Origin of the sequence: Xanthomonas fragariae (assembly GCF_900183975.1) — a bacterium.
In the GTDB taxonomy this organism is placed as follows: domain Bacteria; phylum Pseudomonadota; class Gammaproteobacteria; order Xanthomonadales; family Xanthomonadaceae; genus Xanthomonas; species Xanthomonas fragariae.
This window is the reverse complement of record NZ_LT853882.1, coordinates 2,843,310-2,867,351: the sequence shown is the minus strand read 5'-3', so window position 1 is coordinate 2,867,351 and position 24,042 is coordinate 2,843,310. Positions and strand designations below refer to the sequence as shown.

17 protein-coding genes and 1 pseudogene are annotated in these 24,042 nt (G+C 63.1%); 6 read left to right on the top strand and 12 right to left on the bottom strand.

The window, feature by feature from the left end:
• Positions 1-79: 79 nt before the first annotated feature.
• The 9 genes and pseudogenes from PD885_RS13305 to PD885_RS13265 all read right to left on the bottom strand — a co-directional run.
• A pseudogene (locus PD885_RS13305) lies at positions 80-868 on the bottom strand (GGDEF domain-containing protein); the annotation flags it as partial.
• A gap of 71 nt (positions 869-939) precedes the next feature.
• The gene (gene tsf / locus PD885_RS13300) at positions 940-1,818 is read right to left on the bottom strand and encodes a translation elongation factor Ts (RefSeq protein ID WP_002810779.1); all 879 of its coding nucleotides are present in this window, start codon (positions 1,816-1,818) and stop codon (positions 940-942) included.
• A 169-nt stretch (positions 1,819-1,987) separates the two neighbouring features.
• The gene (gene rpsB, locus PD885_RS13295) at positions 1,988-2,806 is read right to left on the bottom strand and encodes a 30S ribosomal protein S2 (protein WP_040762826.1); all 819 of its coding nucleotides are present in this window, start codon (positions 2,804-2,806) and stop codon (positions 1,988-1,990) included.
• Positions 2,807-3,109: 303 nt separating this feature from the next.
• Positions 3,110-3,814 (bottom strand): fimbrial biogenesis chaperone, encoded by a 705-nt coding sequence (locus tag PD885_RS13290; protein WP_040762825.1) that lies wholly within the window; start codon positions 3,812-3,814, stop codon positions 3,110-3,112.
• Positions 3,815-3,816: 2 nt separating this feature from the next.
• Positions 3,817-4,161 (bottom strand): hypothetical protein, encoded by a 345-nt coding sequence (locus tag PD885_RS13285; RefSeq protein WP_040762824.1) that lies wholly within the window; start codon positions 4,159-4,161, stop codon positions 3,817-3,819.
• A gap of 48 nt (positions 4,162-4,209) precedes the next feature.
• Positions 4,210-5,244 (bottom strand): Csu type fimbrial protein, encoded by a 1,035-nt coding sequence (locus PD885_RS13280; protein WP_002810769.1) that lies wholly within the window; start codon positions 5,242-5,244, stop codon positions 4,210-4,212.
• Positions 5,241-7,589, bottom strand: a complete 2,349-nt coding sequence (locus PD885_RS13275) for a fimbria/pilus outer membrane usher protein (protein ID WP_088056931.1) — start codon at positions 7,587-7,589, stop codon at positions 5,241-5,243. The genes PD885_RS13280 and PD885_RS13275 overlap by 4 nt, the downstream gene beginning before the upstream one ends.
• Before the next feature lie 16 nt (positions 7,590-7,605).
• Positions 7,606-8,376, bottom strand: a complete 771-nt coding sequence (locus PD885_RS13270; protein ID WP_002810766.1) for a fimbrial biogenesis chaperone — start codon at positions 8,374-8,376, stop codon at positions 7,606-7,608.
• An 8-nt stretch (positions 8,377-8,384) separates the two neighbouring features.
• Positions 8,385-8,909 carry a Csu type fimbrial protein gene (locus PD885_RS13265; protein ID WP_002810765.1) on the bottom strand — a complete coding sequence of 175 codons (525 nt, stop codon included), beginning with the start codon at positions 8,907-8,909 and terminating at the stop codon, positions 8,385-8,387.
• A gap of 320 nt (positions 8,910-9,229) precedes the next feature.
• Here PD885_RS13265 and map point away from each other — a divergent pair, with 320 nt between their 5' ends.
• The 6 genes from map (at position 9,230) to asnB (ending at position 17,711) form a co-directional block, all read left to right on the top strand.
• A complete protein-coding gene (gene map / locus PD885_RS13260; RefSeq protein WP_002810764.1) occupies positions 9,230-10,006 on the top strand; it encodes a type I methionyl aminopeptidase in 777 nt (258 codons plus the stop codon).
• On the top strand, positions 10,003-12,612 hold the full coding sequence (locus tag PD885_RS13255) for a [protein-PII] uridylyltransferase (protein WP_002810763.1): 2,610 nt from the start codon (positions 10,003-10,005) through the stop codon (positions 12,610-12,612). The genes map and PD885_RS13255 overlap by 4 nt, the downstream gene beginning before the upstream one ends.
• 20 nt (positions 12,613-12,632) lie before the next feature.
• Positions 12,633-13,802, top strand: coding sequence for a 2,3,4,5-tetrahydropyridine-2,6-dicarboxylate N-succinyltransferase (gene dapD, locus PD885_RS13250; RefSeq protein ID WP_040762822.1), 1,170 nt, complete (start codon positions 12,633-12,635; stop codon positions 13,800-13,802).
• A 223-nt stretch (positions 13,803-14,025) separates the two neighbouring features.
• Positions 14,026-14,382, top strand: a complete 357-nt coding sequence (locus PD885_RS13245) for a Spx/MgsR family RNA polymerase-binding regulatory protein (RefSeq protein WP_002810761.1) — start codon at positions 14,026-14,028, stop codon at positions 14,380-14,382.
• A gap of 210 nt (positions 14,383-14,592) precedes the next feature.
• Complete coding sequence (gene dapE, locus PD885_RS13240; RefSeq protein WP_002810760.1) at positions 14,593-15,723, top strand: succinyl-diaminopimelate desuccinylase; 1,131 nt, start codon at positions 14,593-14,595, stop codon at positions 15,721-15,723.
• A gap of 293 nt (positions 15,724-16,016) precedes the next feature.
• Positions 16,017-17,711, top strand: a complete 1,695-nt coding sequence (gene asnB / locus PD885_RS13235) for an asparagine synthase B (protein WP_002810758.1) — start codon at positions 16,017-16,019, stop codon at positions 17,709-17,711.
• Between the two features lie 57 nt (positions 17,712-17,768).
• On the opposite strand, the gene PD885_RS13230 is transcribed toward asnB, so the two are convergent.
• The 3 genes from PD885_RS13230 to PD885_RS13220 all read right to left on the bottom strand — a co-directional run bounded on the left by PD885_RS13230 (position 17,769) and on the right by PD885_RS13220 (position 24,032).
• Positions 17,769-18,818 carry a right-handed parallel beta-helix repeat-containing protein gene (locus tag PD885_RS13230; protein WP_002810756.1) on the bottom strand — a complete coding sequence of 350 codons (1,050 nt, stop codon included), beginning with the start codon at positions 18,816-18,818 and terminating at the stop codon, positions 17,769-17,771.
• Positions 18,819-19,131: 313 nt separating this feature from the next.
• On the bottom strand, positions 19,132-21,273 hold the full coding sequence (locus PD885_RS13225; protein WP_002810754.1) for a TonB-dependent siderophore receptor: 2,142 nt from the start codon (positions 21,271-21,273) through the stop codon (positions 19,132-19,134).
• Positions 21,274-21,614: 341 nt separating this feature from the next.
• Positions 21,615-24,032, bottom strand: a complete 2,418-nt coding sequence (locus tag PD885_RS13220; RefSeq protein ID WP_002810752.1) for a penicillin acylase family protein — start codon at positions 24,030-24,032, stop codon at positions 21,615-21,617.
• Positions 24,033-24,042: the final 10 nt, after the last annotated feature.

Sequence of the window (24,042 nt, the reverse complement as noted above, 5' to 3'; positions counted from 1 at the left end):
GGCAATTCTATCGGAAGCCTGTCATCGGACGTGCTAAAAATTCCTTCGTCGGAAGCGGCGTGACGTATTGCTCAGTGCGCGCGCGGGGGTTGGGCGGTCTCGGTACAGCGGTCGCATCGTCGGCGGTGACACGGTTGTGGCCGCGACGCTTGGAGCGACACAGCGTGCTGTCGAACGCCTGCAACACATCCTCGATGCTCTCAAACTGGCGGTCGTTGCCGCCATGCGTGGCCAGGCCTGCCGAGAGGGTGAGATGGAGCGGGGCCGCCCTGCAGTTGCGCCATCGGCGTGCGTGGGGTCTCGGGCAGGATGCGCTTGATCACTATCAACGCCGCTTCGGCTGCGGTGTTGACCAGGATCAGCAGGAATTCTTCGCAGCCGTAGCGTGTCGTCAGATCGCTGGTGCGCACCATGCGCTGCAGCGTCCGGGCACAATTGCGCAACACCGCGTCGCCGACCGGATGGCCATGCGTATCGTTGACGCGTTTGAAGTCATCCAGGTCGATAAAGGCGATCGACAGCAGCCAATTCTGCCGCGATGCCAGTTCGAACTCGTGCGCAAGCGCGGTGCCAAGCTGGTGCCGATTGAACACACCGGTCAATGCGTCGCGGCTGGCCTGTTCGGTCAGATGACGCATGCGGTTTCCCGATTCGTCGGCATGCCGACGAATCGGCCACGTCCTGCAATTCGTGCAGGCGATGCAGTATCGCCAGTTCACGTGCATGCTCGAAGATCATCTGGATGTGCTCGGGTTGCGGCACGCGGATGTCGAACAAGGCTTTCAGTTCGGGCAGCGATTCGGCGATGCGTTCGATCACCTTTTTCGAAGCGTTCGGCGTCCAGTTCCAGCACGTCCTGCGCTGTCTGGCTACAGTGCGATGCGCAGAAGAAAAAAGCCGCGGCGAGCCGCGGCTTTTTTCTTCATCGCCTGCGAAACATCAGGCCAGTCCGGCCTGCTTCATCACTTCGGCGGCGTAGTCTTCCACCACCTTCTCGATGCCTTCGCCAACGGCCAGGCGCTGGAAAAAGACTACGTCGGCACCTGCAGCTTTGACGGCCTGCCCGACGGTCTGGTCGGTGTTGAGCACATACGGCTGACCGTACAGAGTCACTTCGTTGACGATCTTGCTGATCTTGCCGCTGATGATCTTTTCCAGAATCTCGGCCGGCTTGGACTTGTCCTTCTCAGACATCTTGGCCAGTTCGATTTCCTTTTCCTTGGCAACGAACTCGGCCGGAACGTCGGAGGCCTTGATGTGCGGCGGATTCATCGCAGCGATGTGCATGGCGATGCCGCGCGCCAGCTCGATGTCGCCACCCTTTAGTTCGACCAGCACACCGATACGGCCGCCGTGCACGTAGGCAGCGACGTTGTCGGCGCTGTCGATACGCACCAAGCGACGCACCTGCAGGTTCTCGCCGACCTTGGCGATGACCGCAGCGCGGCGCTCTTCTATAGTCTCGCCGCTGTCCAGCTTGATGCTCTTCAGCGCTTCGGCATCGGTTGCGTCCGAGTTCAGCGCAGCGCTGGCCACGGTCACGGTAAAGGCCAGGAAATTCTCGTCCTTGGCGACGAAGTCGGTCTCGGAGTTGACTTCGACCAGCACTGCCTTGCCGCCGGCCTGTGCGGTGGCGATGCGACCTTCGGCGGCCACACGGTCGGCCTTTTTGTCAGCCTTGGCCAGACCCGACTTGCGCAGCCATTCGGCAGCGGCGTCGATGTCGCCTGCGTTTTCGACGAGTGCCTTCTTGCACTCCATCATGCCGGCGCCGGTGCGCTCGCGCAGTTCCTTGACCAGGGAAGCAGTGATTTCCATGGAATAACCTCATATAAACGAATGCGTGCGGCGGAGTGATCCGCCAGTAGGAGACGATGCAGCCATGCTGGCCGCCCCCGTAGATGTCTTCAGTGGCCTCAACCAAGGGCCGCGATGGACCCGTCGGGGCTGCGGCCGCACAGCATGGTGCGGCCGCATTGCATGCCGATTACTCGGCAGCGGGGGCAGCGGCAGCCGGAGCGTCTGCCTTCTTCTCGGCCTTCTTGGCCGGGGCGCGACGGCCCTTGCCTTCGTCGGCGGATTCAGCCGAGAACTCTTCTTCGCGCACCGAAGCAGAGTTCGGCGCAGCAGCCTTGCCTTCCAGCACGGCGTCGGCAGCGGCGCGTGCGTACAGCTGCACGGCGCGGATGGCGTCGTCGTTACCCGGAATGGCATAGTCGACCAGGGTCGGATCGTAGTTGGTGTCGACTACAGCGATCACCGGGATGCCAAGCTTTTTGGCTTCCTTGATGGCGATGTCTTCATGGCCGATGTCGATCACGAAGATCGCGTCGGGCAGACGGTTCATGTCCTTAACGCCGCCGAGCGAGGCGTCCAGCTTCTCGCGCTCGCGGCGCAGGCTCAGCACTTCGTGCTTGACCAGCTTCTCGAAGGTGCCATCGGTCTCGGCCGACTCCAGTTCCTTCAGGCGGGCAACCGATTGCTTGACGGTACGGAAGTTGGTCAGCATGCCGCCCAACCAGCGCTGGATCATGAACGGCATGCCGCAACGCTCGGCTTCTTCCTTGATGGACTCGCGAGCGCTGCGCTTGGTGCCCAGGAACAGCACGGTGCCGCGCTTCTGCGCGATCGAGGAGAGGTAGTTCATCGCGTCATTGAAGAGCGGAACGGTCTTCTCAAGGTTGATGATGTGGATATTGCCGCGCGCGCCGAAGATGTACGGCGCCATCTTGGGATGCCAGTAACGGGCTCGGTGGCCGAAATGAACGCCGGCTTCCAGCATCTGACGCATAGTGACTTGGGGCATTGAAGTAACTCTATATATAGCGGAATCTGCGCCTGTCCCAGTGAGCATCCGCATAAGGCGGGCTCTTACGAGGGGGCAGGCGAACAATTCCGGGGTTGGGCTTCCCTGTCGCCTCCGTGTCGAACCCCATGCGGGGCACCCCGGCACGGATGGCGGCGGCAGGTGTGAATTCGTCGATGACGTTCGACGTGAACGACGCTATGCATGGTTATGAGGCATGCAAAACAACCCATGCAGTATAGCTGTCTGAAGTAGGCCGGTGCAATCTGCGGTATTTTGCCCCAGCAGGAAACAGCCGGAAGCTTACGGCTCCAATGCGAGTGTGGTTTCGACATCGCTATTGACGCGCGCCACAAACCGGCCGTTGCCTGCGGGAAGGTTGGCGGGCAGCGCCCATTGCCGGGTCTGGCCGGGCAGCACATAGCCGGCCAGATCGTCGCGGATGCTGCTGCGGGTGCCTTCGGCAGCGATATAGGCCAAGTCCGCCACGCGCGCGTGGCTGAGCCCGGCGTTGTAGACGCGCAGGACGCGCTCGCTGCCCTGCCCGGAGAGCGTGGCCTGCAGTGCCGGGTGCCGGTCACCCGGCTGGCTCGGCAGCGCAAACACCGGGATGGAATAACGCAGCAGCTCGGCCTCGTCGCCGGTCGCGTGCTGGGTCACTACCAATCGGTAGTTATCTTCGGTATGCGTCGGGATGGGGCCGAGGCGGATCACCCGTAACAACTGCCGGCCTTGCGCCGGGATCTCGAAATTGGTCGGGCTGACGGTAGCGCCGGTGGCCGGTTCGAGCAGTTCGCGGTCGCCGTCCTGACGCCAGCGATAGAGCTTGGCTTCGGCGCGCCATGGCAACGCGGCCCGGTTGTAGAGCCAGACGGTCGCCTGGTCGCTGTCTGCAGGAATATACGCGGTGGTCGGCGCGATGGCGATCTCGGCGGCGGTAGCGGGGCCGGCGCCTGCCAGAGCCAGGACCAAAGCCAGCCAGCCGCAAACAAGACGGGACGGGGCCATGCTTAAAACGCGACCGTGGTAACGCGCGCCGTGCCGGCGGGCGCAGGCCCGGCAAGTGCGCTGGCATCTTGACCAGTGCCGGCGACCAAGGGTAGGGTGGTACTAAGCGCCGGCTGGGCGATTGACATCGGCGTGCCTATGGAGCAACTGGCGCTCGCTGGCGAGGTGCGCAACTCGCAAGCGCTGAGCAGACGCAAGCCGATATTCAGGGTGGAATTTTCCGGCCCGCGACTGGCAGCCGCGCTGGCCACGAACGTGGTGCAGATCAGAAACGTGGTGCAGATCAGAGCAACCAGAGTCAGGCGTTTCAGAAAAGTGACGAGTGTCATAAAGGCAATCGATTGCATTGGAGTCGTAGCAAATAGCGACGTCTCCGGAGCTAACTTTATTAACTGTCAGTAAGTGATGAATACGGTCACCGTGTCGTTGTAGGCCCCCGCGATGGGCAGCTGGGAAGCCGGCGCGCGGCCATAGACCGTTACCGTCTGCGCAACGCCGTTGCCGGTGCCGGCCAGGGTGTCGACCCCGATCGTATTCCCCCAGCGACTGCTACGGCCACTGTTGCTGTAGAGCTCGTAGGTGATGTAGTTGGAGCTGGTCGCGTGGCGCATTCGCCTGACACTGCCGTTGGCGTTGCTGCCATTGTCCAGGCCGATGTTCCAGGCGGTGCGGTTGGTGCAGGCCAGGCTGATGGTAGAGGTGCGATCGATTGCGGTGGCGATGGTGCCGGCAATGCTGCCGAAGTCTAGGTCGGTGGTTACGTAGGTATTGCAGCGCGCCGGCACATTGGCCGAGGCGGTGAACGGGAACGCGTTGCTGGCGGTCTTGGTGCCGCTGCCGCCGGCCGTGCAATTGGCCGGTAGCGGTGGGGCGCCAATGATGCTCTCGTTGTAGGAGTAGCGCAGCACGGTGTCGGCACCGCCGAAACTGCTGGTGTGGTTGCCGACCGACAGGATTTGGTTGGCTGGAATGCGGCCGTATAGCGCGACACTGGCCGCCTGGGAGCCTCCAGTGATCACCGGAACTGCGTACGAGAGCGTCAGCGTGCGCGGCGAGGGCATTGTCGAGCCAGTGGTTCCCCAGATCTGGGTGCGTGTCGCCTCGCTGTAGATCTGGAAATCCAGACTGTCGTTGGTGGAGTTGAGCATGCGGCGCGGAGCATACAGTCCGTTGCTGGCGCTGCCCGGCCCAAGGTCCAGGCAAAGGCTCACTTGGGCGTATCCCAGGACACTGAGCGCGGCGGTCGAACAAGACACGCTGAGCGTTGCCACCGCATCGGTCGTGCCATTGGCCGCTACATTGCCGAACGCCAGCGGGGTGCCAAGCGTGACGGTGCAGGTAGTGTCTGCCCGCGCTTGCTGGCTGGGTACCAGCCACAGCGCGGCGATCGTGACGCTCAACAACAGGCGCCAGAACGGGTGCATATTCATGGCAAAGGCTCGGCAATGCACTTCAGTGGTCCGATGCGTGGAATGCCGTTTGGGTTGGCGGGATAGGTGAACCGCGCGCTGCAGCGGCCGTCAGGCAACTCGACAAAGATGCGGTTGTCTATCTGCAGATTGTCCAGATAGGTTTCGCCGTCGTAGCCGACCACCACGCGTTCGACATCGCCCTCGCGCTGCACCACGCTGCCGACCGGCAGGGGGGCGCCTTGTGCATCGTGCAGCACGATGACGGCGGCGCGCACTCGAGTGATGCCGAAGCCCACCGCCACGCCGGATTGCCGACGCGGCGTCACTGCGGTATCGACGCGATCCACGCGCAGATCTGCCGGCAGGTTCAAGGTGTCGATGGACAGCTGGTTGCGCTGCCACGATTGCAATGGCGTGACCAGCAGGGTGCCGCGCGCGTCGGTGACACCGATCAAGCGGTTTTCCAGCCGCACCGGGATGCCGGCCTGACCGTCGGTAGATACCACCGCAAAGGCATCCTGAATGTCGCGCGCTGCAAAGCCGCGGCCGTTCATCCACACCAGGCTGCCGCTGGCACTGGCGTAGCCGAAATTCGCGCCGTCCTGGTTGGCGGCGCCGATGTTGTAGCGGCCGACACGGTTCAACCAGCCGAGTTCGGCCAGCCCGCCGCCGGCATCGTCGGCGGCACGTCCCTGCAGCCGCCAACCGATACCGCCGAGGTCGCCATCGCCCGGCAGCGGCTGGCTGATGTCGGCCACAAATCCGGTGCGGTTACCGTTGCGCTGCATCGATGCACTGGCCTGGCGCGACCCGCCAAACGTGGTCGACAGCGACAGATACAGGCTGCGATCGCTGCGCAGGCCCAGGTTCTGATTGCCGGACAGGTTGCCGGCCCAGTTACGCCCGAAACCGCGCGACCAGAACACGCTAGCGTAGCGTGATGTGTCGCCTTGCGGATAACTCAGCCGCACGTAACTGGTGCCCAGCGAGCCGACCGGCTCGACATTGACGCCGAACACCGCGCGGTCGCTGATGCGTGCCGGCACGCTGCCTTGCAGCGCGCCAAGGTCGCGATAATCGCCGTGGGTGCGCTGAGTGCCGATGTTGAAATTGAAACGCCGGTTGTTCCAGGCATAGCCCAGCACGTACTGACCGCCGCGCAGATCGTCCATGCGGCTATGTACATAGGCGAGGTTGAAAACGCCGCCCACGCCGAGCAACCAGATCCCGCCCGCACCGACATTGACCACGCCGCCGCCGGCCTCGGCATGTGCTTCGATGGTGACGTCTTCGCGCAGGCCTTTGCGAAAGGTGGCGCTGGCCACCGCGCGCGATTCGTAGGAAAACGAGCGCACCCCGTAGTCGCGGCGCAGATGACCGATGCCGGCCGACCATTCCGAAATGCCGCGCGCCAGCAACTGCGGCGTGCTGTAGAACGCAAAGTCCAGCCGGCGCACGCGGCCGAATGCATCGGTCACCACGATCTGCGCCTGACCGGTGCCACTGATGCCTGGTTGCGCGGCCAACTGGAACGGCCCAGCCGGCACTTGGCCGCTGTACTGGCGCAGGCCATCGACGTACAGCTCCACCGTGGAAGGCACTGCCGCTTCGCCCAGAAAGCTCGGCGTCGGCGTCAAAACCCGATACGGCTGCAAGGCGTAATTGCGGCCGATCTGCACGCCGCCCAAGCGGATCGAACGGCTCCAGTCGACAAAGCCGCTATAGAAATCGCCCACGGTGAGGCTGGTTGCGCTATCTGGGAAATCCATCTGCCAGGCGCTGTCCAGGCGCACCGCTTCGCTACGCCAGCGCTCGTCCTGCGGGCGGTCGTAAGCCAGGAATACAGCGGTAGTGTCGACCATGCCGCGACCGATACCGAAGCCGCGCAATTCGGTGGCTAACGACACGCTGCCGGTACCGGTATTGCGCGTGGCATAAAAGTCGTAATTGAGCAGGATGCCGGGCGATGCGGTGGCGCTGGGCGAGGCGACTTCTTCGGTTTTCAACACCGTGGTGGATAGCGACAGCTGCGCCAGCGGCACTTGCAATGCGAGCCGCTGTAACGCGGCGTCGTAACGCACTTCCACATCGGGCAGACGGTCTAGATCGACCAGCTCGCCAGCAGCGCGATCGGCCAGGATGAAGCCGAGTTTGCGCAGCGTTTCGACCGATCCACGCAGATGCCCGTCGACCAGTTCGAACGGCGTCAGACCGCGGTCTGCCTGATTCAAGGTGACTTCGAGATACAGCGTTTGTGGCTGCGGCGTGTCGTCTTGCACGGTCTGATCGGGAAGCGGCGCCACATCGGCCAGATCGCCGGCCGCAGCGCTTCCCAGGCAAGTAGCAGTCGCGAGCAGCGTCATCGCCAGCCTGGCCGCATCACGGCGCTGTCGGCACTGCCAACAAAGTACGTTCGTCCGCCTCACCATTGATCCTTGCGATAATGGTGCCGCGGCCGAACTGCGCCAGCGGTGCACCCAATGACCAGCGCATGGTCTGACCGGGCAGTACATAGCCAACCAGGCCGTTCAATGCCGTTTTGGCCGTGCCATCGACTCGATGTTGTAGGTCGGCGACCTGGGCATGCCCGCTGCCGGTGTTGCTGATCTGGATCTGCGCATTGCCGTCGCTGCCGGCCACCAAGTGCGCATTCAAGGTCGGCTTAGGATCGGCTTTGCCGGGTGGCAGCACGAAGATCGGCACCGAGTAGCGCAGCACGAATTGCATGCCTTTGCGATCGGCATCGGCGTTGGGAAGTTCGTCGACGATGATGCGGTAACAGACCTCCTGGCCGGTTGGCGCAGGTCCGGCGCGAATAACGCGAATTAGCTGGCGTTCGCCAGCGGCCAGGGTGCGCATCGGTGGGCTGACCAGCAGTTCCGGTGTGGGGTCGAGCTGGTCCCGTCCATCGCGCTGGGTCCATCGATAGGCGCGTGTCTGCACCTGCACCGGCACGCCGCCGCTGTTGCTCAGCCACAGCCCGTCGGCGGACTGCTCTGCGTGCAAGGTCAGCGAGGTCGGTGCCAATTGAAGGCTGGCCGCACGCGCCGAGGGCAGCGTCCAGCCGCTACACAGCGCCAGCGCCAAGGTCAGTCCAACTGGAACCGCCCACGCAGGCAGGCATAGCGGCAGGCGGTGGTGCAGGATCATGCGCGTGCTCAATAGACGATCGTGGCGGTGATCGTGTCTTGGTAGCTACCGGTCGCGGCATTGTTGACCGATGGGTTGGTCACACGACCGTAGACCGGAAAGACCTGGTTGATGCCGGTGGCGGTGCGGCTCAGCGTATTGGTGCCGCTGGTGCTGCCCCATACTGTGCTGCGTGCCAGATCCTGGTAGAGCTGGTAGGCGATGAAGTTGCTGGCGGTGACTAGCGGGTCTGCGTTCTTCATGCGACGGGTGGTGACGTCGTTTGCGGTGCTGGCATTGCTACCTGCGCTCAGCGCGATGTTGTACGGCGTCAGCGCGGTGCACTGCGCGGTCACGCTGCCGTTGGCGTCGGCGTTGGCGGTCGAGGTCGAAAGTACCGAGCCGAAGTCGACGTCCGTGGCGGACGCAGCGGTGATGGTGCAGGCCTTGGTGACGGCGATCTTGACGTTGAAGGTGGTGGTATCTGCCGCGGTCGCGACACTGATGGTCGAGAGCAGGCCAAGGGAAAGCAGGACGGGATGGGCAGTACGCATGGACATTTCCTTAGACCGGTCTGGTCATTCGTGATGCGACGGCTCGTCGCCCTTTTTGCAATGCATCTGCCGTGCCAGAAGATAACGCCGAATTCACGCGCTATATAGCTGTTTACGCTGGTTATTTTTCCAAAATTGCGACCTTTTTCGGATGACTCCGTTAACGGAGACCTTGACGCTCTCTGCATTGCGTCACACATGAATACGGGATGGCGCCGGTTTCCTGTTGCACCGTCCGCTTGCGCCGTCATCGCCTGTCACGCAAAAAAGCGGCGACGTGGGTCGTTCAGATTCAGCCCGAATCGGCGATAATCCGGGCCATGAGCGTCAATCTGAAAACCAAAGAAGAAATCGAACTGATGCGCGTCGCCGGCCGCCTGGCCGCCGAGGTGCTCGACATCGTGGCCCCGCACGTCCAAGTGGGCGTGACCACGGCCGAGCTGGACCGCATCTGCCACGATCATATCGTCAACGTGCAGGGCGCCATTCCTGCCAACGTCGGCTACCGCGGCTTTCCCAAGAGCGTGTGCACCTCGGTCAACAACGTGATCTGTCACGGCATCCCGAGCGCGGCCAAGGTCTTGAAAGACGGCGACATCGTCAATATCGATGTCACCGTCATCAAGGACGGCTGGCATGGCGATACCAGCCGTATGTATTACGTGGGCACGCCCTCGGTAATGGCCAAGCGCTTGGTGGACACCACCTATGAAGCGATGTGGCGCGGCATCCGTGCGGTCGAGCCTGGCGCAACGCTGGGCGATGTGGGGCACGCGATCCAGAGGTTCGCCGAGGCCGAGCGTTTTAGCGTGGTGCGCGACTACTGCGGCCATGGCATCGGCAAGGTCTATCACGACGAGCCACAGGTGATGCATTACGGCCGTCCGGGCGAAGGTCTGGTGCTCAAGCCGGGCATGACCTTCACCATCGAGCCGATGATCAACGAAGGCACCTGTCACCATAAGACTCTGCCCGACGGCTGGACCGTGGTCACCAAGGATCGCAAGTTGTCCGCGCAGTGGGAGCACATGGTCGCAGTGACCGAAGAAGGCGTAGATGTGCTGACACTGTCGCCGAACGCTCCCGCACCGATATGACGGCCCCGCCGGCGTGCGGACCCGAACAGGGCGTCGCTGGCGACGCGGAATGGTCCGTGCAGGCCCGTCCGCTGCTGGTGCAGGCGGACACGCGGCTGTGCAAACGCTTCGATCAGGGCGAGCCGATCGAGCGACTGGTCGCGCTGCGCGCGCGTGCAGTCGATCAATTGATGCGTAATGCGTGGACACGCTGCATTCCGGCCGACAGCGGGTTGTCGTTGTACGCGGTCGGTGGCTATGGGCATGGCGAGTTATTTCCGCGCTCGGATGTGGATGTGCTGGTGTTGGGTGAGACCGTCGCGCAGCAGCAGCACGAGCAGGCCTTGGCGCGTTTGTTTGCGCTGCTGTGGGATGTGGGCCTGCCGATCAGCCATGCGGTTCGCTCACCGGCGCAGTGCACCGCCGCCGCCGTCGACCAGACCGTACTCACTGCGTTGATCGAATCGCGCCCGTTGGTTGCGGCAAACGACGCAAGCACTGCACTGGCGGCGGCGATCGCGCCACAACGGGTGTGGCCGCCGCGCGAATTCTTCCAGACCAAACGCGAAGAGTTGCTGGCACGCCATCAGCGCTTCGGCGACACCGCTGACAACCTGGAGCCGGACATCAAGGAGGGCCCGGGCGGTCTGCGCGATCTGCAGACGTTAGGCTGGATGGCGTTGCGAGCCTTCGGCGTCAAGGATCTGGAGGCGCTGGTTGGGCTCGGCCATGTCGGCTTGGACGAAGCGGCCGCGCTGCTGCGCGAGCGCGAGCAACTGGCGCGGCTGCGTTTTGGCCTGCACATCGTCGCCAACCGACCGGAAGAACGCCTGCGTTTCGATTACCAGAAGACTCTGGCCGAGCGGCTGGGCTTTGCCGACGACCCGGAAAGCCTGGGCGTTGAAAAAATGATGCAGCGCTTTTATTGCAGTGCTGCATTGATCCGTCGCATCAGCGACCGGCTGCTACAGCGCTTCGAAGAACAATTCGATGGCGAGGCGGTGCCGGAGCCGTTGAGTGACGGTTTCAGCCTGCGCCGCGGCTATCTGGCCGCCGATGCGGACACGTGGCCGAATGGCGATGTCATGCAGGTGTTCGCCTTGTTCGCACAGCGGGCCGCACACCGCGACGTGCGTGGACTGCATTCGCTGACTGCGCGCGCGCTAGCCGAGGTGCTGGGCGAGTTGCCTGCCTACGATGTGGCCGATGCACCTGCACGCGACCAGTTCATGGCGTTGTTGCGGGGGCCACGCGCGGTGGAAACGCTCAATCGCATGGCGCGCTTGGGCGTGCTCGGCCAATGGATTCCGGCATTTGCCAGCGTCTCCGGGCGCATGCAGTTCGACCTGTTCCATGTCTACACGGTGGACCAGCACACGCTAATGGTGCTGCGGAACATCGCGCTGTTTGCCGCAGGCCGCGCCGACGAACGTTTTTCGATCACCCACGAAGTCTGGCCGCGTCTGCGCAAGCCGGAATTGCTGCTGCTGGCCGGTCTGTTTCACGACATCGCCAAAGGCCGTGGCGGCGATCATTCCGAACTGGGTGCGGTGGATGCGCGCGCGTTCTGCCTGGCGCATCGGCTCAGTGACGCCGACACCGCGCTTGTGGCTTGGCTGGTGGAGCAGCATCTGCGCATGTCGGTAACTGCGCAAAAACAGGATATCTCCGACCCGGATGTGATCCATCGCTTCGCCACCTTGGTCGGCACGCGCGAACGGCTGGATCATCTGTATTTGCTGACCTGCGCCGATATCGCCGGTACCAGCCCCAAATTGTGGAACGCGTGGAAGGACCGGCTGCTGGCCGATCTGTACTTCGCCGCGCGCCGCGCGCTGCGCGAAGGCCTGGAACATCCCCCGCCGCGCGAGGAACGCCTGCGCGAGGCACGCGAATCGGCGCGCGCGCTGATGCAGGAGCAGGGATACGACGATGCCACCATCGATCGTCAGTTCGCCGGCATGCCGGACGAAAACTTCCTGCGCTTCCGTCCCGAGCAACTGGCTTGGCAGGCGGTCTCGCTGATCGAAGTGCAGATCGGCCAGACCACGGTCAAGGCGCGGCGCGCGGTGCCGGACAACGACGCACTGGAAGTGTTCGTGTATTCCCTCGATCGCGACGGCTTGTTCTCCGCGATCGTGGCCACGCTCGACCGCAGGGGGTACGGCATCCACCGCGCCCGCGTGCTGGACGCGCCGCATGATGCGATTCTCGACGTGTTTGAAGTGCTGCCACAGGACAGCTCGGCCGATGGCGACCCGCAGCGTCTGGCCGCCGCGTTGCGTCAGGTGCTCGCCGGCGATCTGCAGAAGGTGCGTCCGTCGCGGCGTGCAGTGCCACGTCAGTTGCGGCATTTCCTTTTTGCGCCGCGCGTGGAATTCAGCGAAAGCGCCGACGGTCACCGTACCCGTATCAGCCTGGTTGCGCCCGATCGCCCCGGTCTGCTCGCTGACGTGGCGCATGTGCTGCGCATGCAACACCTGCGTGTGCACGACGCGCGCATCGCCACATTTGGCGAGCGTGCGGAAGATCAGTTCCAGATCACCGACGAGCATGATCGCCCGTTGCCCGAATCCGCCCGGCAAGCCCTGCGCGATGCGCTGTGCGCCTGCCTCGACCCTACCTAGTACGCCCTCCCGGAGCCCCCATGGCCATCAGCAAGAAGACAGCGCGCAAGCAGAGCGCAACCACCGCCAGCGCAGCGCCCGAGCGCGCGCCCAAGCTGAGCAGCAAGGCCGCCAACGCGCCTGTCGCCGATGCCGCTAAGTCCGTCGCGGCTGTCGGTAAGAAGGCCGCTGTAAAGAAAACTATCGGCAAAAAACGCGTTGCCACGAAGACCGTCGCCAAGACGGCGACTGGCGTTGCGCCGCGCGTGGCCAATCAGCCGACCAGCGTCGTTGCCGCGCCGGCTGCCAAAAAGGCTGCAGCGGCGAAGAAACTGCCGATCGCCGAAAAGGCCGTGCAGACCGCCGCAACGCATGTGGGCCATGATGAACTCAAGTTCGGGATCGAAAGCGCGTTCGAACGTCGTGCCACTTTGACCATCGACGAAATCGAAGGCTCCACCCGCGCCATCGTCACCCGCGTCATCGACGGCCTGGAGAGCGGTGAGCTCCGCGTCGCCGAGCCGGACGGGCAGGGCGGCTGGACCGTCAACGAGTGGTTGAAGAAGGCCGTGCTGCTGTATTTCCGCGTCAACGAGATGGCGGTGATCGACGCGCAGCCGGCGCCGTTCTGGGACAAGGTCGAGTCACGCTTTGCCGGCTTCCACGAAGCCGAGTTCCGCAAGGCAGGTGTGCGTGTGGTGCCGGGCGCAGTCGCGCGTCGCGGCAGTTTCTTCGGCAAGGACGTGGTGTTGATGCCGAGCTTCACCAACATCGGTGCGTACGTGGGCGAAGGCACCATGGTCGACACCTGGGCCACCGTGGGCTCGTGCGCGCAGATCGGCAAGCACTGCCATCTGTCCGGCGGCGCCGGCATCGGCGGCGTGCTCGAACCGCTGCAGGCCAGCCCGACCGTCATTGAAGATCATTGTTTTATCGGCGCGCGTTCGGAAGTGGTTGAAGGTGTAGTCGTCGGCCATCACAGCGTGATCGGCATGGGCGTGTTCATCGGCCAGAGCACGCGCATCTACAATCGCGCCACTGGCGAGATTTCCTATGGTCATGTGCCGCCGTATAGCGTGGTGGTGTCCGGGCAGCTGCCGTCGAATGATGGCTCGCACTCGCTGTATTGCGCGGTGATCGTCAAGCAGGTGGACGCCAAGACGCGTAGCAAGACCAGCGTGAATGAGTTGCTGCGTGGGTTGGCGGATTGAAGGCAAGTCAACAAGACAACTGCTCAACTTCCTACGCATGTTTGCGACCGCTCGTTAGTTCCCTCGTTAGTTTCATTGTCCCTTGGAGAAGGTGGCGCGCAGCGCCGGATGAAGGGGCGTGGGAAACCTGGCGGTTTTGGGTACACGAGGCTTCACCCGTACCCTTACCCCTAACCCCTCTCCTGACGGAAAGGGGCTTCAAAGGTCGAACTTGGATGCGCTCATGAACACACTTTACGGACTCAAAAACTGCGATACCTGCAAGAAAGCCACCAAGTGGCTGGACCGTTTCGGTGTTGCCTATGCCTTTGTCGATTACCGCGAGCACAAGCCCGAGCCGGAGACGCTGGTTGTATGGGCGGACAAGGTCGGCGGATTCGATGCGTTGATCAACAAATCCTCGAACACTTGGCGACAGTTGCCGGACAACCGCAAGGCCACAGCCAGCGCTGCCGAATGGAAGCTGCTGTTGCGCGAATACCCGCAGATGATCCGACGCCCGGTGGTCATCACCGCCGACGGTGCATTGAGTCAGGGCTTTTCCGATAATGGCTTCAAGAAGCTGTTCGGTATCGGCTGAGCAGTGCAGTGCCATCACTGCGCCGCCTGACCGCCGCGGCCGTCATCGCTTGTGCGGCGATGTAAACCACGCCGATGTAAAACGGATGACTGCCGACCAGATCGCGCTAAGGCTAACGCGATCGCAACCACGATCAACGCATGCTTTGGACCACTGCATGCTTGGTCTTCAATCAACGCCGCTGATGCGGCCACATTGTGGTGATGTTGCATGAGTGATGTGCTGGATCTGACGTGTGACCTGATCGCGCGCGCCTCGGTGACGCCGGCCGATGCCGGCTGCCAGGCGGTGATTGCGCAGCGCCTGAGCGCTGCTGGATTCGCATACGAACACCTGCGCCTGGGCGAGGTCGACAATCTGTGGGCCACGCATGGCAGCGGTGCGCCTGTGCTGGTATTGCTAGGGCATACCGACGTGGTGCCGCCGGGGCCGCGCGAGGCATGGACCAGCGATCCGTTCGACCCTCAGATTCGCGATGGCGTGCTGTACGGGCGCGGCGCAGCCGACATGAAAGGCAGCGTGGCCGCCTTCGCCATCGCAGCCGAAAAGTTCGTCGCCGCCCACCCGCAGCACACCGGCACGCTGGCGGTGCTGCTGACCTCCGACGAAGAAGGCGATGCCATCGATGGCGTGCGGCGCGTTGCCGAGTTGTTTCGCGAGCGCGGGCAGACGATCGATTGGTGCATCACCGGCGAGCCATCGTCCACCGAGCGATTGGGCGACCTATTGCGTGTCGGTCGTCGCGGCAGTCTGTCCGGCACGCTGACGGTGAAGGGCGTACAGGGGCATGTGGCGTATCCGCACAAGGCGCGCAATCCGATCCATCTGGCAGCGCCGGCACTGGCCGAGCTGGTCGCGCGGCAGTGGGACGATGGCTTCGAAAGTTTTCCGCCGACCAGCCTGCAACTTTCCAACATCCATGCGGGCACCGGTGCCAACAACGTGATTCCGGGCGAGCTGCAGGTGGCCTTCAATCTGCGCTACACCCCGCACTGGGATGCGCCACGGCTGGAAGCGGAAATCACCGCATTGCTGGATCGCCACGCACTGGACTATGCGCTGCGCTGGCATCGCAGCGGCGAGCCGTTCTATACGCCGGAAGGGCGCTTGCGCAGCGTCGCGCGTGAGGTCTTGGGTCGATTCGCCGGCGCGCCACCGGAAGAGAGCACCGGCGGTGGCACCTCGGATGCGCGCTTCATCGCGCCGCTGGGTGCGCAGTGCATCGAAGTCGGCCCGGTCAACGCCAGCATCCATCAGGTCGATGAGCACGTGCGTGTGGCCGATCTGGAAGCGCTGCCTGCACTGTATCGCACGTTGATCGAGCGCTTGCTGATCGCGTGATTGCCTGTTTGTCGCCGTCGTTGCCGCTGAAACAGTTGCGTCATTGAAAACGAACGGTTAGCGTCGGCTGCATGCTTATTCACATCGCCGACCTCAATGTCGCCAACCGCAACAATCTGCGCGCGAATAATCGTGCGCAGCGGATGCGGGTCTGCGACTAGGCGAAGTACACTAAAACGCCCAGCAATCAGAACACCCGCATCGGCCGATGCGGGTTTTTTTATGGGTTTCATTCTCGTGCAGCATGCTATCTCGCCGGCCGCCAACCCCCGCAGTTCATCAGGAGTTTTTCCATGTGTTCCATCTTCGGTATTTTCGGCCTGCAACCCGGTGACGATCTGCAGGCATTGCGCAGGCAGGCACTGCAATGTTCGCAGCGGCAGCGCCATCGCGGCCCGGACTGGAGCGGCGTGTATGTCGATACCGGTGCGATCCTGGTGCATGAGCGCCTGGCCATCGTCGACCCGGCTGGCGGCTCGCAGCCGTTGCTGTCTGAAGATGGAAACCTCGCGCTCGCGGTGAATGGCGAGATCTACAACCATCAAGACCTCAAGCAGGAATTGCTGCACCCGTACGCATTCCAGACTGGCTCCGATTGCGAGGTGATCAACGCGCTGTACCGCGAAGACGCGCCAGCCTCGTATCTCAACCGCCTCAACGGCATCTTCGCGTTCGCGCTGTGGGACAAGGCCGCCGGGCGCGTGATCATCGCACGTGATCCGATTGGTGTGGTTCCGTTGTACTGGGGCCACGACCGCGAAGGCCGCTTGCGTGTGGCGTCCGAACTGAAATCGCTGGTGGACGATTGCGCCGATGCCGCGCAGTTTCCGCCCGGTCATTGGTACGACAGCGCCACCGGCGCGCTGAGCCGCTATTACGAGCGGTCCTGGCGCGAATACGCCGAAGTGGAAGGGGTGCAGGTGCAATTGCAGGAATTGCGCGAGGCGTTCGAGCGTGCGGTGCATCGTCAGTTGATGACCGATGTGCCGTATGGCGTGCTGCTGTCCGGTGGATTGGATTCGTCGTTGGTTGCGGCAGTGGCCGCGCGCTACGCACGTCATCGCATCGAAGAAAATGACACTACCGAAGCATGGTGGCCGCGATTGCATTCGTTCGCGATCGGCTTGAAAGGATCACCGGACTTGGCGGCTGCGGAGGTGGCAGCCGCAGCGCTGGGCACGGTGCACCACGGCTTCGAATACACCTTCGAAGAAGGCCTGGATGCGTTGCCTGAAGTTATTCGCCATATCGAGACCTACGACGTCACCACCATTCGCGCGTCCACGCCGATGTTCCTGCTGGCGCGCCGCATCAAGGCGATGGGCGTGAAGATGGTGCTGTCCGGCGAAGGCAGCGACGAAATCTTCGGTGGCTATCTATACTTCCACAAGGCCCCGAGCGCGCGCGAATTCCACGAGGAACTGGTGCGCAAATTGGACGCGCTCAACAACTACGATTGCCTGCGCGCCAACAAGTCGATGATGGCCTGGGGCGTGGAGCCGCGCGTACCGTTCCTGGATCGCGAATTCCTGGATGTGGCGATGCGCATGGACGCCAGCTTCAAGATGATCGACAAGACCGGCACTGGCGCCTCACGGATGGAAAAAGGCGTGCTGCGCGAAGCCTTCTCCGGTTATCTGCCCGAGTCGATTCTATGGCGGCAGAAAGAGCAGTTCAGCGATGGTGTGGGCTATGGCTGGATCGACGGGCTGAAGGCGCATGCCGCCTCGCATGTGAGCGACCGCGAACTGGGTGCGGCCGACAAGCGCTTTCCGGTTAATCCGCCGCAGACCAAGGAAGCGTATTTCTATCGCACGCTGTTCGAACAGTTCTTCCCCGGTCAGGCAGCTGCCGAAACCGTGCCGGGCGGCAAGTCGATCGCGTGCTCGTCGCCGACAGCAATTGCCTGGGACGCGAGCTTTGCAGCGATGGCCGACCCCTCTGGCCGCGCGATTGCCGGCGTGCACGAACAAGCGCTGGCGTCGTAACGGTGATGCAGTTGCAGCGGCCGGCATGCGCTTACGCACTGCCGGCCGCTGTGGCGATCAGTCGTGGCGTACGCAATAGCCGTAGCGCTTCGGCTCGATATCGACGCCGGCCACATCGGCCTCATTGTTGCGCCACAGGTTCGGCTTGAAGTCGGCCGCGGTGCAGTTTGCAGCTCGGTCTACACCGACAGTGTAGGTGAACGGCGTGTTGGAGAAACGATTGTTCTCGAACACGTTGTCTTGGCTCATGCTGTTGTCCCAGCACAGAACTTCCGGCGTGCGTTGATGAATAGCGCAGGCCAGGAACACACCGGCAAGCTTGTTGCCGTCAAACTGGTTGTTGCTGAATCGGTTGCGCCGCGCATCCGACAGATAGATGCCTTGGCTGCCGTTGCGCTCGAAGCGGTTGTTGCGGATTTCGCTGTCTTCCAGGTGCTCGATGGTCAGGCCTGCTGCTACGTTGTCGTGGATGTAGTTGTTGGCCATGGTGACCTTGGCCGTGCGGTTGAACGACACGCCGTCCCAGATCGCGCCGGACACATCGTTGTTTTCGACGGTGATCTCGCTGGTGTCGTATTCGCTCAGCAGGCAGGCGCTGCGGCACTTGTTGACCTGCAGACCGGCGAGCCGGATGCCCTGGCCCGACCGCACCACCACGGCGCTATTGCTCAGGTACGGGCGCTCGGGCATGAACTCTTTTTCGCCGGTGCTGGCAACGATTTGCATGTCTTCGATGCTGACATTGCGGATCACGCCGGCCGGCTCCTCGTTTTTGTAGTCGCCAACCACCAGTGCCGGTTGTTGCACGCCATCAGCCATGCGCAGCACGGTGCTCGGGCCCGTGCCGCGCAGCGTGAGATTGCCGCGGTGGATCGAAACCAATCCACTGAGCGGAAATTCGCCTTTTCCCAGGCACAACACCGATGGCGTGTCGCTTTGCGGGAGTTTGTCGATGGCTTTTTGCAGATCCTGGCCAGGGCGCACTTTTGCAGTGCAGGCGGCGACGGGCGCGTCAGGCGGGCCGGATTTGGCCGGTGGCGCGGCAGAGCAGGCGGTTGCAAATACCAGTGGCAACAGGGCAGAAACAGAGCGGTCAAGCAAAGGCATGCGGATTCCGGTCAGTGAGGGGGAGGAGGGCGATGGTGTGGAAACCACTCCAGATCGCGACGGCCTCTAGTGTCTCCCGACAGACGTTAAGTTCCAGCAGAGGCGCACCTGCATTATTCGGCGCAGGTTCATTGCCTTGCCGTGGTCCAAGCCGCAAGTGTGTGTTGTGGCAAGTAATAGTAGCCGACGAACGTCACACTTGAGGGCGGTGATCAAAACTGCTTTGCAGCCGCCAAACGCGCACCGACAACTGACCGCTAACGACACGTCAAGCGCCTGAGGGATGTTCCTAACAAACTCTCGTTTGCCGCTCTCAGAAACTGTATGCCAACTGTGCGTAGATGCGTCGCGGCTCGCCCGGGAAGTGTCCTGCACGTGTATTGAAACCGCTCACCGCGTAGACCTTGTCGAAAAGATTCTTGATGTTGATCTGCAGCTTCCATGCATTCCACTGCGTTTGCCAGCTGATGTCGTAGATTGCATACGGCTTGACGCGCTGACCATCCAGGCCGACGCGTTCGCCCACGTAAGCGGCACCAAACGCAAACGCCGAGCGCCAAGCCCGCAGGTCGTAGCGCGTCCACAGACCGAATGTATTACGCGGTGCATTGGCGAAGCGATCGCCGGACGCATTGGTGATGCCGTTGGTGCCAGCATCGAGCACCCGTGCATCATTGCCGGCGTAGGTCAGGTTGAGCACCCAACGCTCGGTCAGGTCGGCCAGCAAGTCCATTTCCAGGCCTTCGCTGCGGACCAGACCGAGTGCGGAGAGTTGATTGACGCCATCCACACTACTGCCGTTGGCTTGCACGATATTGCTGCGCTCGATGCGATACAGCGCGGTGTTGAGCGTGAGCCCGCCATCGTTGAGCGCGGTCTTCACGCCGACTTCCCACTGCTTGCTGCGTTCCGGATTGAAGGGCCCGCCGACGCTGCCGTCCTGATTGGCGGCATCCTGCGGCAGGAAACCGCTGGCGTAACTCGCGTAGGTGTTGATGCCTTCGCGCAGCACGAAGGTGCTACCCACACGCCAGCTGAGATCGTTGCCGGTGACACGCGAGCCATCAAATAAATTGTCGTCCTTGAAGCCGTCCCAACGCAGCCCTGCCATCGCATACCAGCGCGACGTCAGCGTGAGTTCGTCCTGCAGATACGCGCCATAACGCTCACTACGCGTACTGGTGGCGCGCCAGGGCAGGTTGTCTAGGCCATCGTCGTAAAAGCCGCTAAGCCCGTACACCGGATTGAACAGATCGATGCCCAGCACCGACCCGCGGGTGCGCCCGGTGTCTGCGGTATTGGCGGTTTGCGCACGGAAATCTGCGTCCAACCGATAGTAGTCCGCACCCATCAGCAGCTTGTGCTTGATCGTGCCGGTGCTGGTGCGAAACACCGAATTGACGTTGCTGGAGATCGCATCGTTGTCGCGGAATTGATTGCGCAACTGCCGTGTCATCCACTCGGCGGTACCGTCGCCATCGCGATCGATCAAGCCCATCGGCTCATGATAGATCTGATGCTCGTTGTTCTTGAACCAGCGCACCGCCATGTCCACATCCCACACGCTGGAAGGCGCAAAGCGATACTGCGCGAACGCGACCTTGGCGCGCATGTCGAGGAAATCGGTGGGTTCGTTGTGGTTCCAGCGATGGTCGGTGAGAAAGTTGCCATCATCGTCCACCGGCACGCCACGCAGCCGATTGCCGTCCAGGTTCTGGGTGATATCGGTGTATTGCAAGGTAAGCTCGCCGGTTTGGCCGATATCGATTGCCACCGAGGCATCGCCGATCTGGCTCTGGCTATCGGTGTTCCAGCGAAAGCCATCCTCGCCATCGGCATAGGCACCGATGCGGTAACGGATGCGGCCGTCTTCGCGCGCAGGGCCAGTCGCTTCGAATGAGGCTGCACCGAAGGACTGATTGCCCACTTGCAGTTCCACTCGCCGTGCGGCCTGATGACCGGGTTTGCGGGTCACGTAGTTGATCACGCCACCCGGTTCGCCGCCGCCGTACAGCGCACCGGCCGGGCCCTTGAGCACTTCCACGCGTTCGATGTTGAACAACTGCGGCACCGAGAAGCCGGCATACGGGTCGCCGCGCAGACCGTCGTACAACACGTTTTCCTGGCGGAATCCGCGCAAGGTCACGCCGGCATAGCTGAAAAAACTGATGCCGCTGATGCTGCGATACAGATCGGTGATCTGGCGTGCGGCCTGGTCGTCGATCAACTCACGCGGCAGCACCTGCACCGACTGCGGCACCAGCGCAAGCGGCGTATCGGTACGCGTGGCCACTGCCGCATCCTCCGATTTGTAGAGCGTCTGCGCGCGCCCTATGACGTCAAGGCCATCCAGGTCGGTGACGGTAGGTAGCGTGGTGATGCGCTGAGCGAAAGCAGACAGGGAGGGGACAGCGAGCGCAGCGACGAGCGCGGTGGTAAGAAGCGTGGAGCGCATTGGTCACTAATGGGAATGGTTATCAAATTCATCTTAGCATGCGGCGCTCGCTGCATTGCACAGACCGCCAGACGTGCAGAGAATTCCTTCTCGCTTCGGGACATTGCCCGCTTCAAGGGTAGACGGTGCCCGAAGCGCGAAAGAGAGCAAACGCGAAGGCTCGTGTCACCTGCTGCGCGGCGTGCCATTGTAACGAACGGAAGCAGCCGCATCGGGTTGCATCCAGTGCATCGCTTGCGTCCGTGTCCTAGATTCCGACGCCCGACCCGACCCGGCCCGCGGTTGCGTCGCGGCGCAAGCCGTGCCTTTTCGCCCGCAGGAGAGGTAAGCACAGCGTGCGCCTACTTCGGCTGCAACTGCAGCGTGTAACGCGTCGTCGTCGGCAGGAACGGCGTTGGTCTGCCATGCACCCAATCGTCATGGCCTGCGCCCCAGAACGGCGACAACGGATGTGCGCTCTGGCCGCCCGGCATATGCACGATGCCGTCGCGTTCGTGGCCCGGTGACACCACCATGCGTTCGGAGGCGCCGAAGGCAGGACCCTGCACGCGTGGCATGTCACGATCGCCTGGCAGTTGGTCGGGCGGCATGCACAGCCAGCGTCTGGCGATGGCAGGCAAGGCGCGTGCCATCGGATGGCAGATGGCGGTGGTGTTGCGTTCGCCCCAGGTGCGCTGGCCTGGCTGGTCGCCCGGTTCGCCTTGCGCGATCGAGCCTGCCTGCGCGCTGCGCGCGGCGTCGGCGAGCAGCCGATCCCAGCTTGCATACGTCGGCGGCAATAGGTTGGCTGGACGCTGCTGCAACAACGGCCAGACGATGCCTTCCAACTGCGCGCGACGAGGCGGCAGGAAGTCGTCGCCAAGCGCGGATTTGGCCGGTCCCAGCAAGCCGGCTTCCACTGCATCGATGGTCATGCTGCGAAAGTCGCGCACGATGCGATAGCTGGCCGAACGGATGGACGCATGCCCGTCCCACTCACGTGTGGCGAGCTCGATCTGTTGCAGCGCCGGGTCTTTGCTGTGCTCGACCACGCTGCGCAGCAGCTCCCACCAGCGCCTGAGCAACAACGCGCGATCGTCGAGCTGAATGGCGAGCAGATCGCGCTCGGTAAACCGCTGCTTTGCGAACAAATCATCGCGGATCTGCTGCGCACGCGCGCCGAGGTCGTAGCCGGCATCGCCGAGCGTGGCCAGCTGTTGCGCATCGACGATGCGGCTGTTGGCAGTCCATAGCCGGTGCGTGGGTGGATCCATCAGCGCAGGCGCATCGTCGCTGCGCACTGACCATGGCACACAACCCGAGGGCGAGGCCTGCGCTGCTGCCGCATCCGCAGGCGAGAGCGGCGTCGTGTTCGTCCCCGGCGCCGAGGTGGCAATTTCGGCAATACCGCTCGCGCTGCACCCCGCATTGCGTGCCGGGCGAGCGCCGATCAAGCGCCAGGCGATGCGCCCGTTGCGATCGGCCAACAGCAGATTTTGCGCAGGAATGCCAGAGCGATCCGCCACCGCAAACGCGGCCTGCAGATCGCCTGCAGTGCTCATCTGAGCGAAGTCCAGACGGATCGCACCGGGTAGCTGTGCGGCCCAACGCAACGCCAGCAGACTGCCATCGGGGTTCTCGTGCAGGATCGGCCCCCAGGCTGCCTCGCGGACTTCAAAACGCACCGACGTAGCGCCTGCCACGCGAATCGTTTCGACATGCGTGGTGAGTGGCTGCGGATGCGCCGCTGTGGCCGGCGGAATCCGCGCAAAATCTGCCGTGTCGATATAGCTGTTGGTAAATGCCCAGGCCACATGCCCGTTGCTGCCGACCACCACTGCCGGCAGGCCGGGCAGGGTGAAGCCGGTGACGTCCACCTTGCCATCGGGCGCATGGGTGTCGGGGTAACGCAGGCGCGCGCGGAACCAGATATTGGGCGCGCGCAGGCTCAGATGCATGTCGTCGGCGACGATGGCGCGGCCGTCGGCAGTGAGGCTGCCATCTACGGCGAAGTTGTTGCTGCCCGGCGTCGGTTGCTCGGCGCTCGGTGCGGTGGCCGGGTGCGGCAAGCGACGCAGATCCACTGCGGCAGCATCTGGCAGCACGGCATCGCCCAGAGCCGGCCCGAACAGCGGCGCATCCCAGCTGGAACCCTGATGGTCGAGCAGTGCTGCCAGCGCCGGCGGCACCACTGCGTGGATGCGGGCGTTGGCCAGTTCGGTCTGGTTGTCGTTGTCCTGCAGGTCGGCGTACATCGTCATGCCGGTGAGGATGGAATCGTCCAGCGTCCAGGCGCGCGGTCTCTGCCGCAGCAGCAGATACGGCCATGGCCGCACGCGCAAGGCCGCCAGTCCTGCGTTTACTCCGTCGGTGTAGGCCTGCAAGGCTGCGCGTTGACTGCCGGCGGCGATCTCCATGCTGGCCTGCACGCGTGCGCGCAAGCGATGCACGCGGTTGCGCTTGTCCAGCTCCAACGCGGCAGCACCGAACAATTCGGACAACTCACCGGCTGGCGCGCGGCGCATCAGGTCCATCTCGAAATAGCGCTCCTGCGCGTGCACATAGCCGAGCGCGCGCATGGCATCGATCTGGCTGGCCGCATCGATGGTGACTACGCCTAACCCATCGCGCTGCACGTTGACCGGTGCCGCAATGCCGGCGAGGGCGCTGGCGCCATCCAACTGTGGCAGGCTGCCGCGCAGCAACAGATAGAGGGTCACGCTGGCTGCCAGGGCCAGCACCACGATTCCCAGCAACAACCGGCCCAGCCATTTGCGCATTATTCATTCC

Coding starts and splice junctions, on each gene's coding strand:
- PD885_RS13285 (WP_040762824.1), bottom strand. CDS start 4,161: ATGCAATCGATTGCCTTTATGACACTCGTCACTTTTCTGAAACGCCTG.
- dapD (WP_040762822.1), top strand. CDS start 12,633: ATGGCCATCAGCAAGAAGACAGCGCGCAAGCAGAGCGCAACCACCGCC.
- dapE (WP_002810760.1), top strand. CDS start 14,593: ATGAGTGATGTGCTGGATCTGACGTGTGACCTGATCGCGCGCGCCTCG.
- PD885_RS13220 (WP_002810752.1), bottom strand. CDS start 24,032: ATGCGCAAATGGCTGGGCCGGTTGTTGCTGGGAATCGTGGTGCTGGCC.
- map (WP_002810764.1), top strand. CDS start 9,230: ATGAGCGTCAATCTGAAAACCAAAGAAGAAATCGAACTGATGCGCGTC.
- asnB (WP_002810758.1), top strand. CDS start 16,017: ATGTGTTCCATCTTCGGTATTTTCGGCCTGCAACCCGGTGACGATCTG.
- tsf (WP_002810779.1), bottom strand. CDS start 1,818: ATGGAAATCACTGCTTCCCTGGTCAAGGAACTGCGCGAGCGCACCGGC.
- PD885_RS13280 (WP_002810769.1), bottom strand. CDS start 5,244: ATGAATATGCACCCGTTCTGGCGCCTGTTGTTGAGCGTCACGATCGCC.
- PD885_RS13225 (WP_002810754.1), bottom strand. CDS start 21,273: ATGCGCTCCACGCTTCTTACCACCGCGCTCGTCGCTGCGCTCGCTGTC.
- rpsB (WP_040762826.1), bottom strand. CDS start 2,806: ATGCCCCAAGTCACTATGCGTCAGATGCTGGAAGCCGGCGTTCATTTC.
- PD885_RS13255 (WP_002810763.1), top strand. CDS start 10,003: ATGACGGCCCCGCCGGCGTGCGGACCCGAACAGGGCGTCGCTGGCGAC.
- PD885_RS13270 (WP_002810766.1), bottom strand. CDS start 8,376: ATGATCCTGCACCACCGCCTGCCGCTATGCCTGCCTGCGTGGGCGGTT.
- PD885_RS13290 (WP_040762825.1), bottom strand. CDS start 3,814: ATGGCCCCGTCCCGTCTTGTTTGCGGCTGGCTGGCTTTGGTCCTGGCT.
- PD885_RS13230 (WP_002810756.1), bottom strand. CDS start 18,818: ATGCCTTTGCTTGACCGCTCTGTTTCTGCCCTGTTGCCACTGGTATTT.
- PD885_RS13245 (WP_002810761.1), top strand. CDS start 14,026: ATGAACACACTTTACGGACTCAAAAACTGCGATACCTGCAAGAAAGCC.
- PD885_RS13275 (WP_088056931.1), bottom strand. CDS start 7,589: ATGACGCTGCTCGCGACTGCTACTTGCCTGGGAAGCGCTGCGGCCGGC.
- PD885_RS13265 (WP_002810765.1), bottom strand. CDS start 8,909: ATGCGTACTGCCCATCCCGTCCTGCTTTCCCTTGGCCTGCTCTCGACC.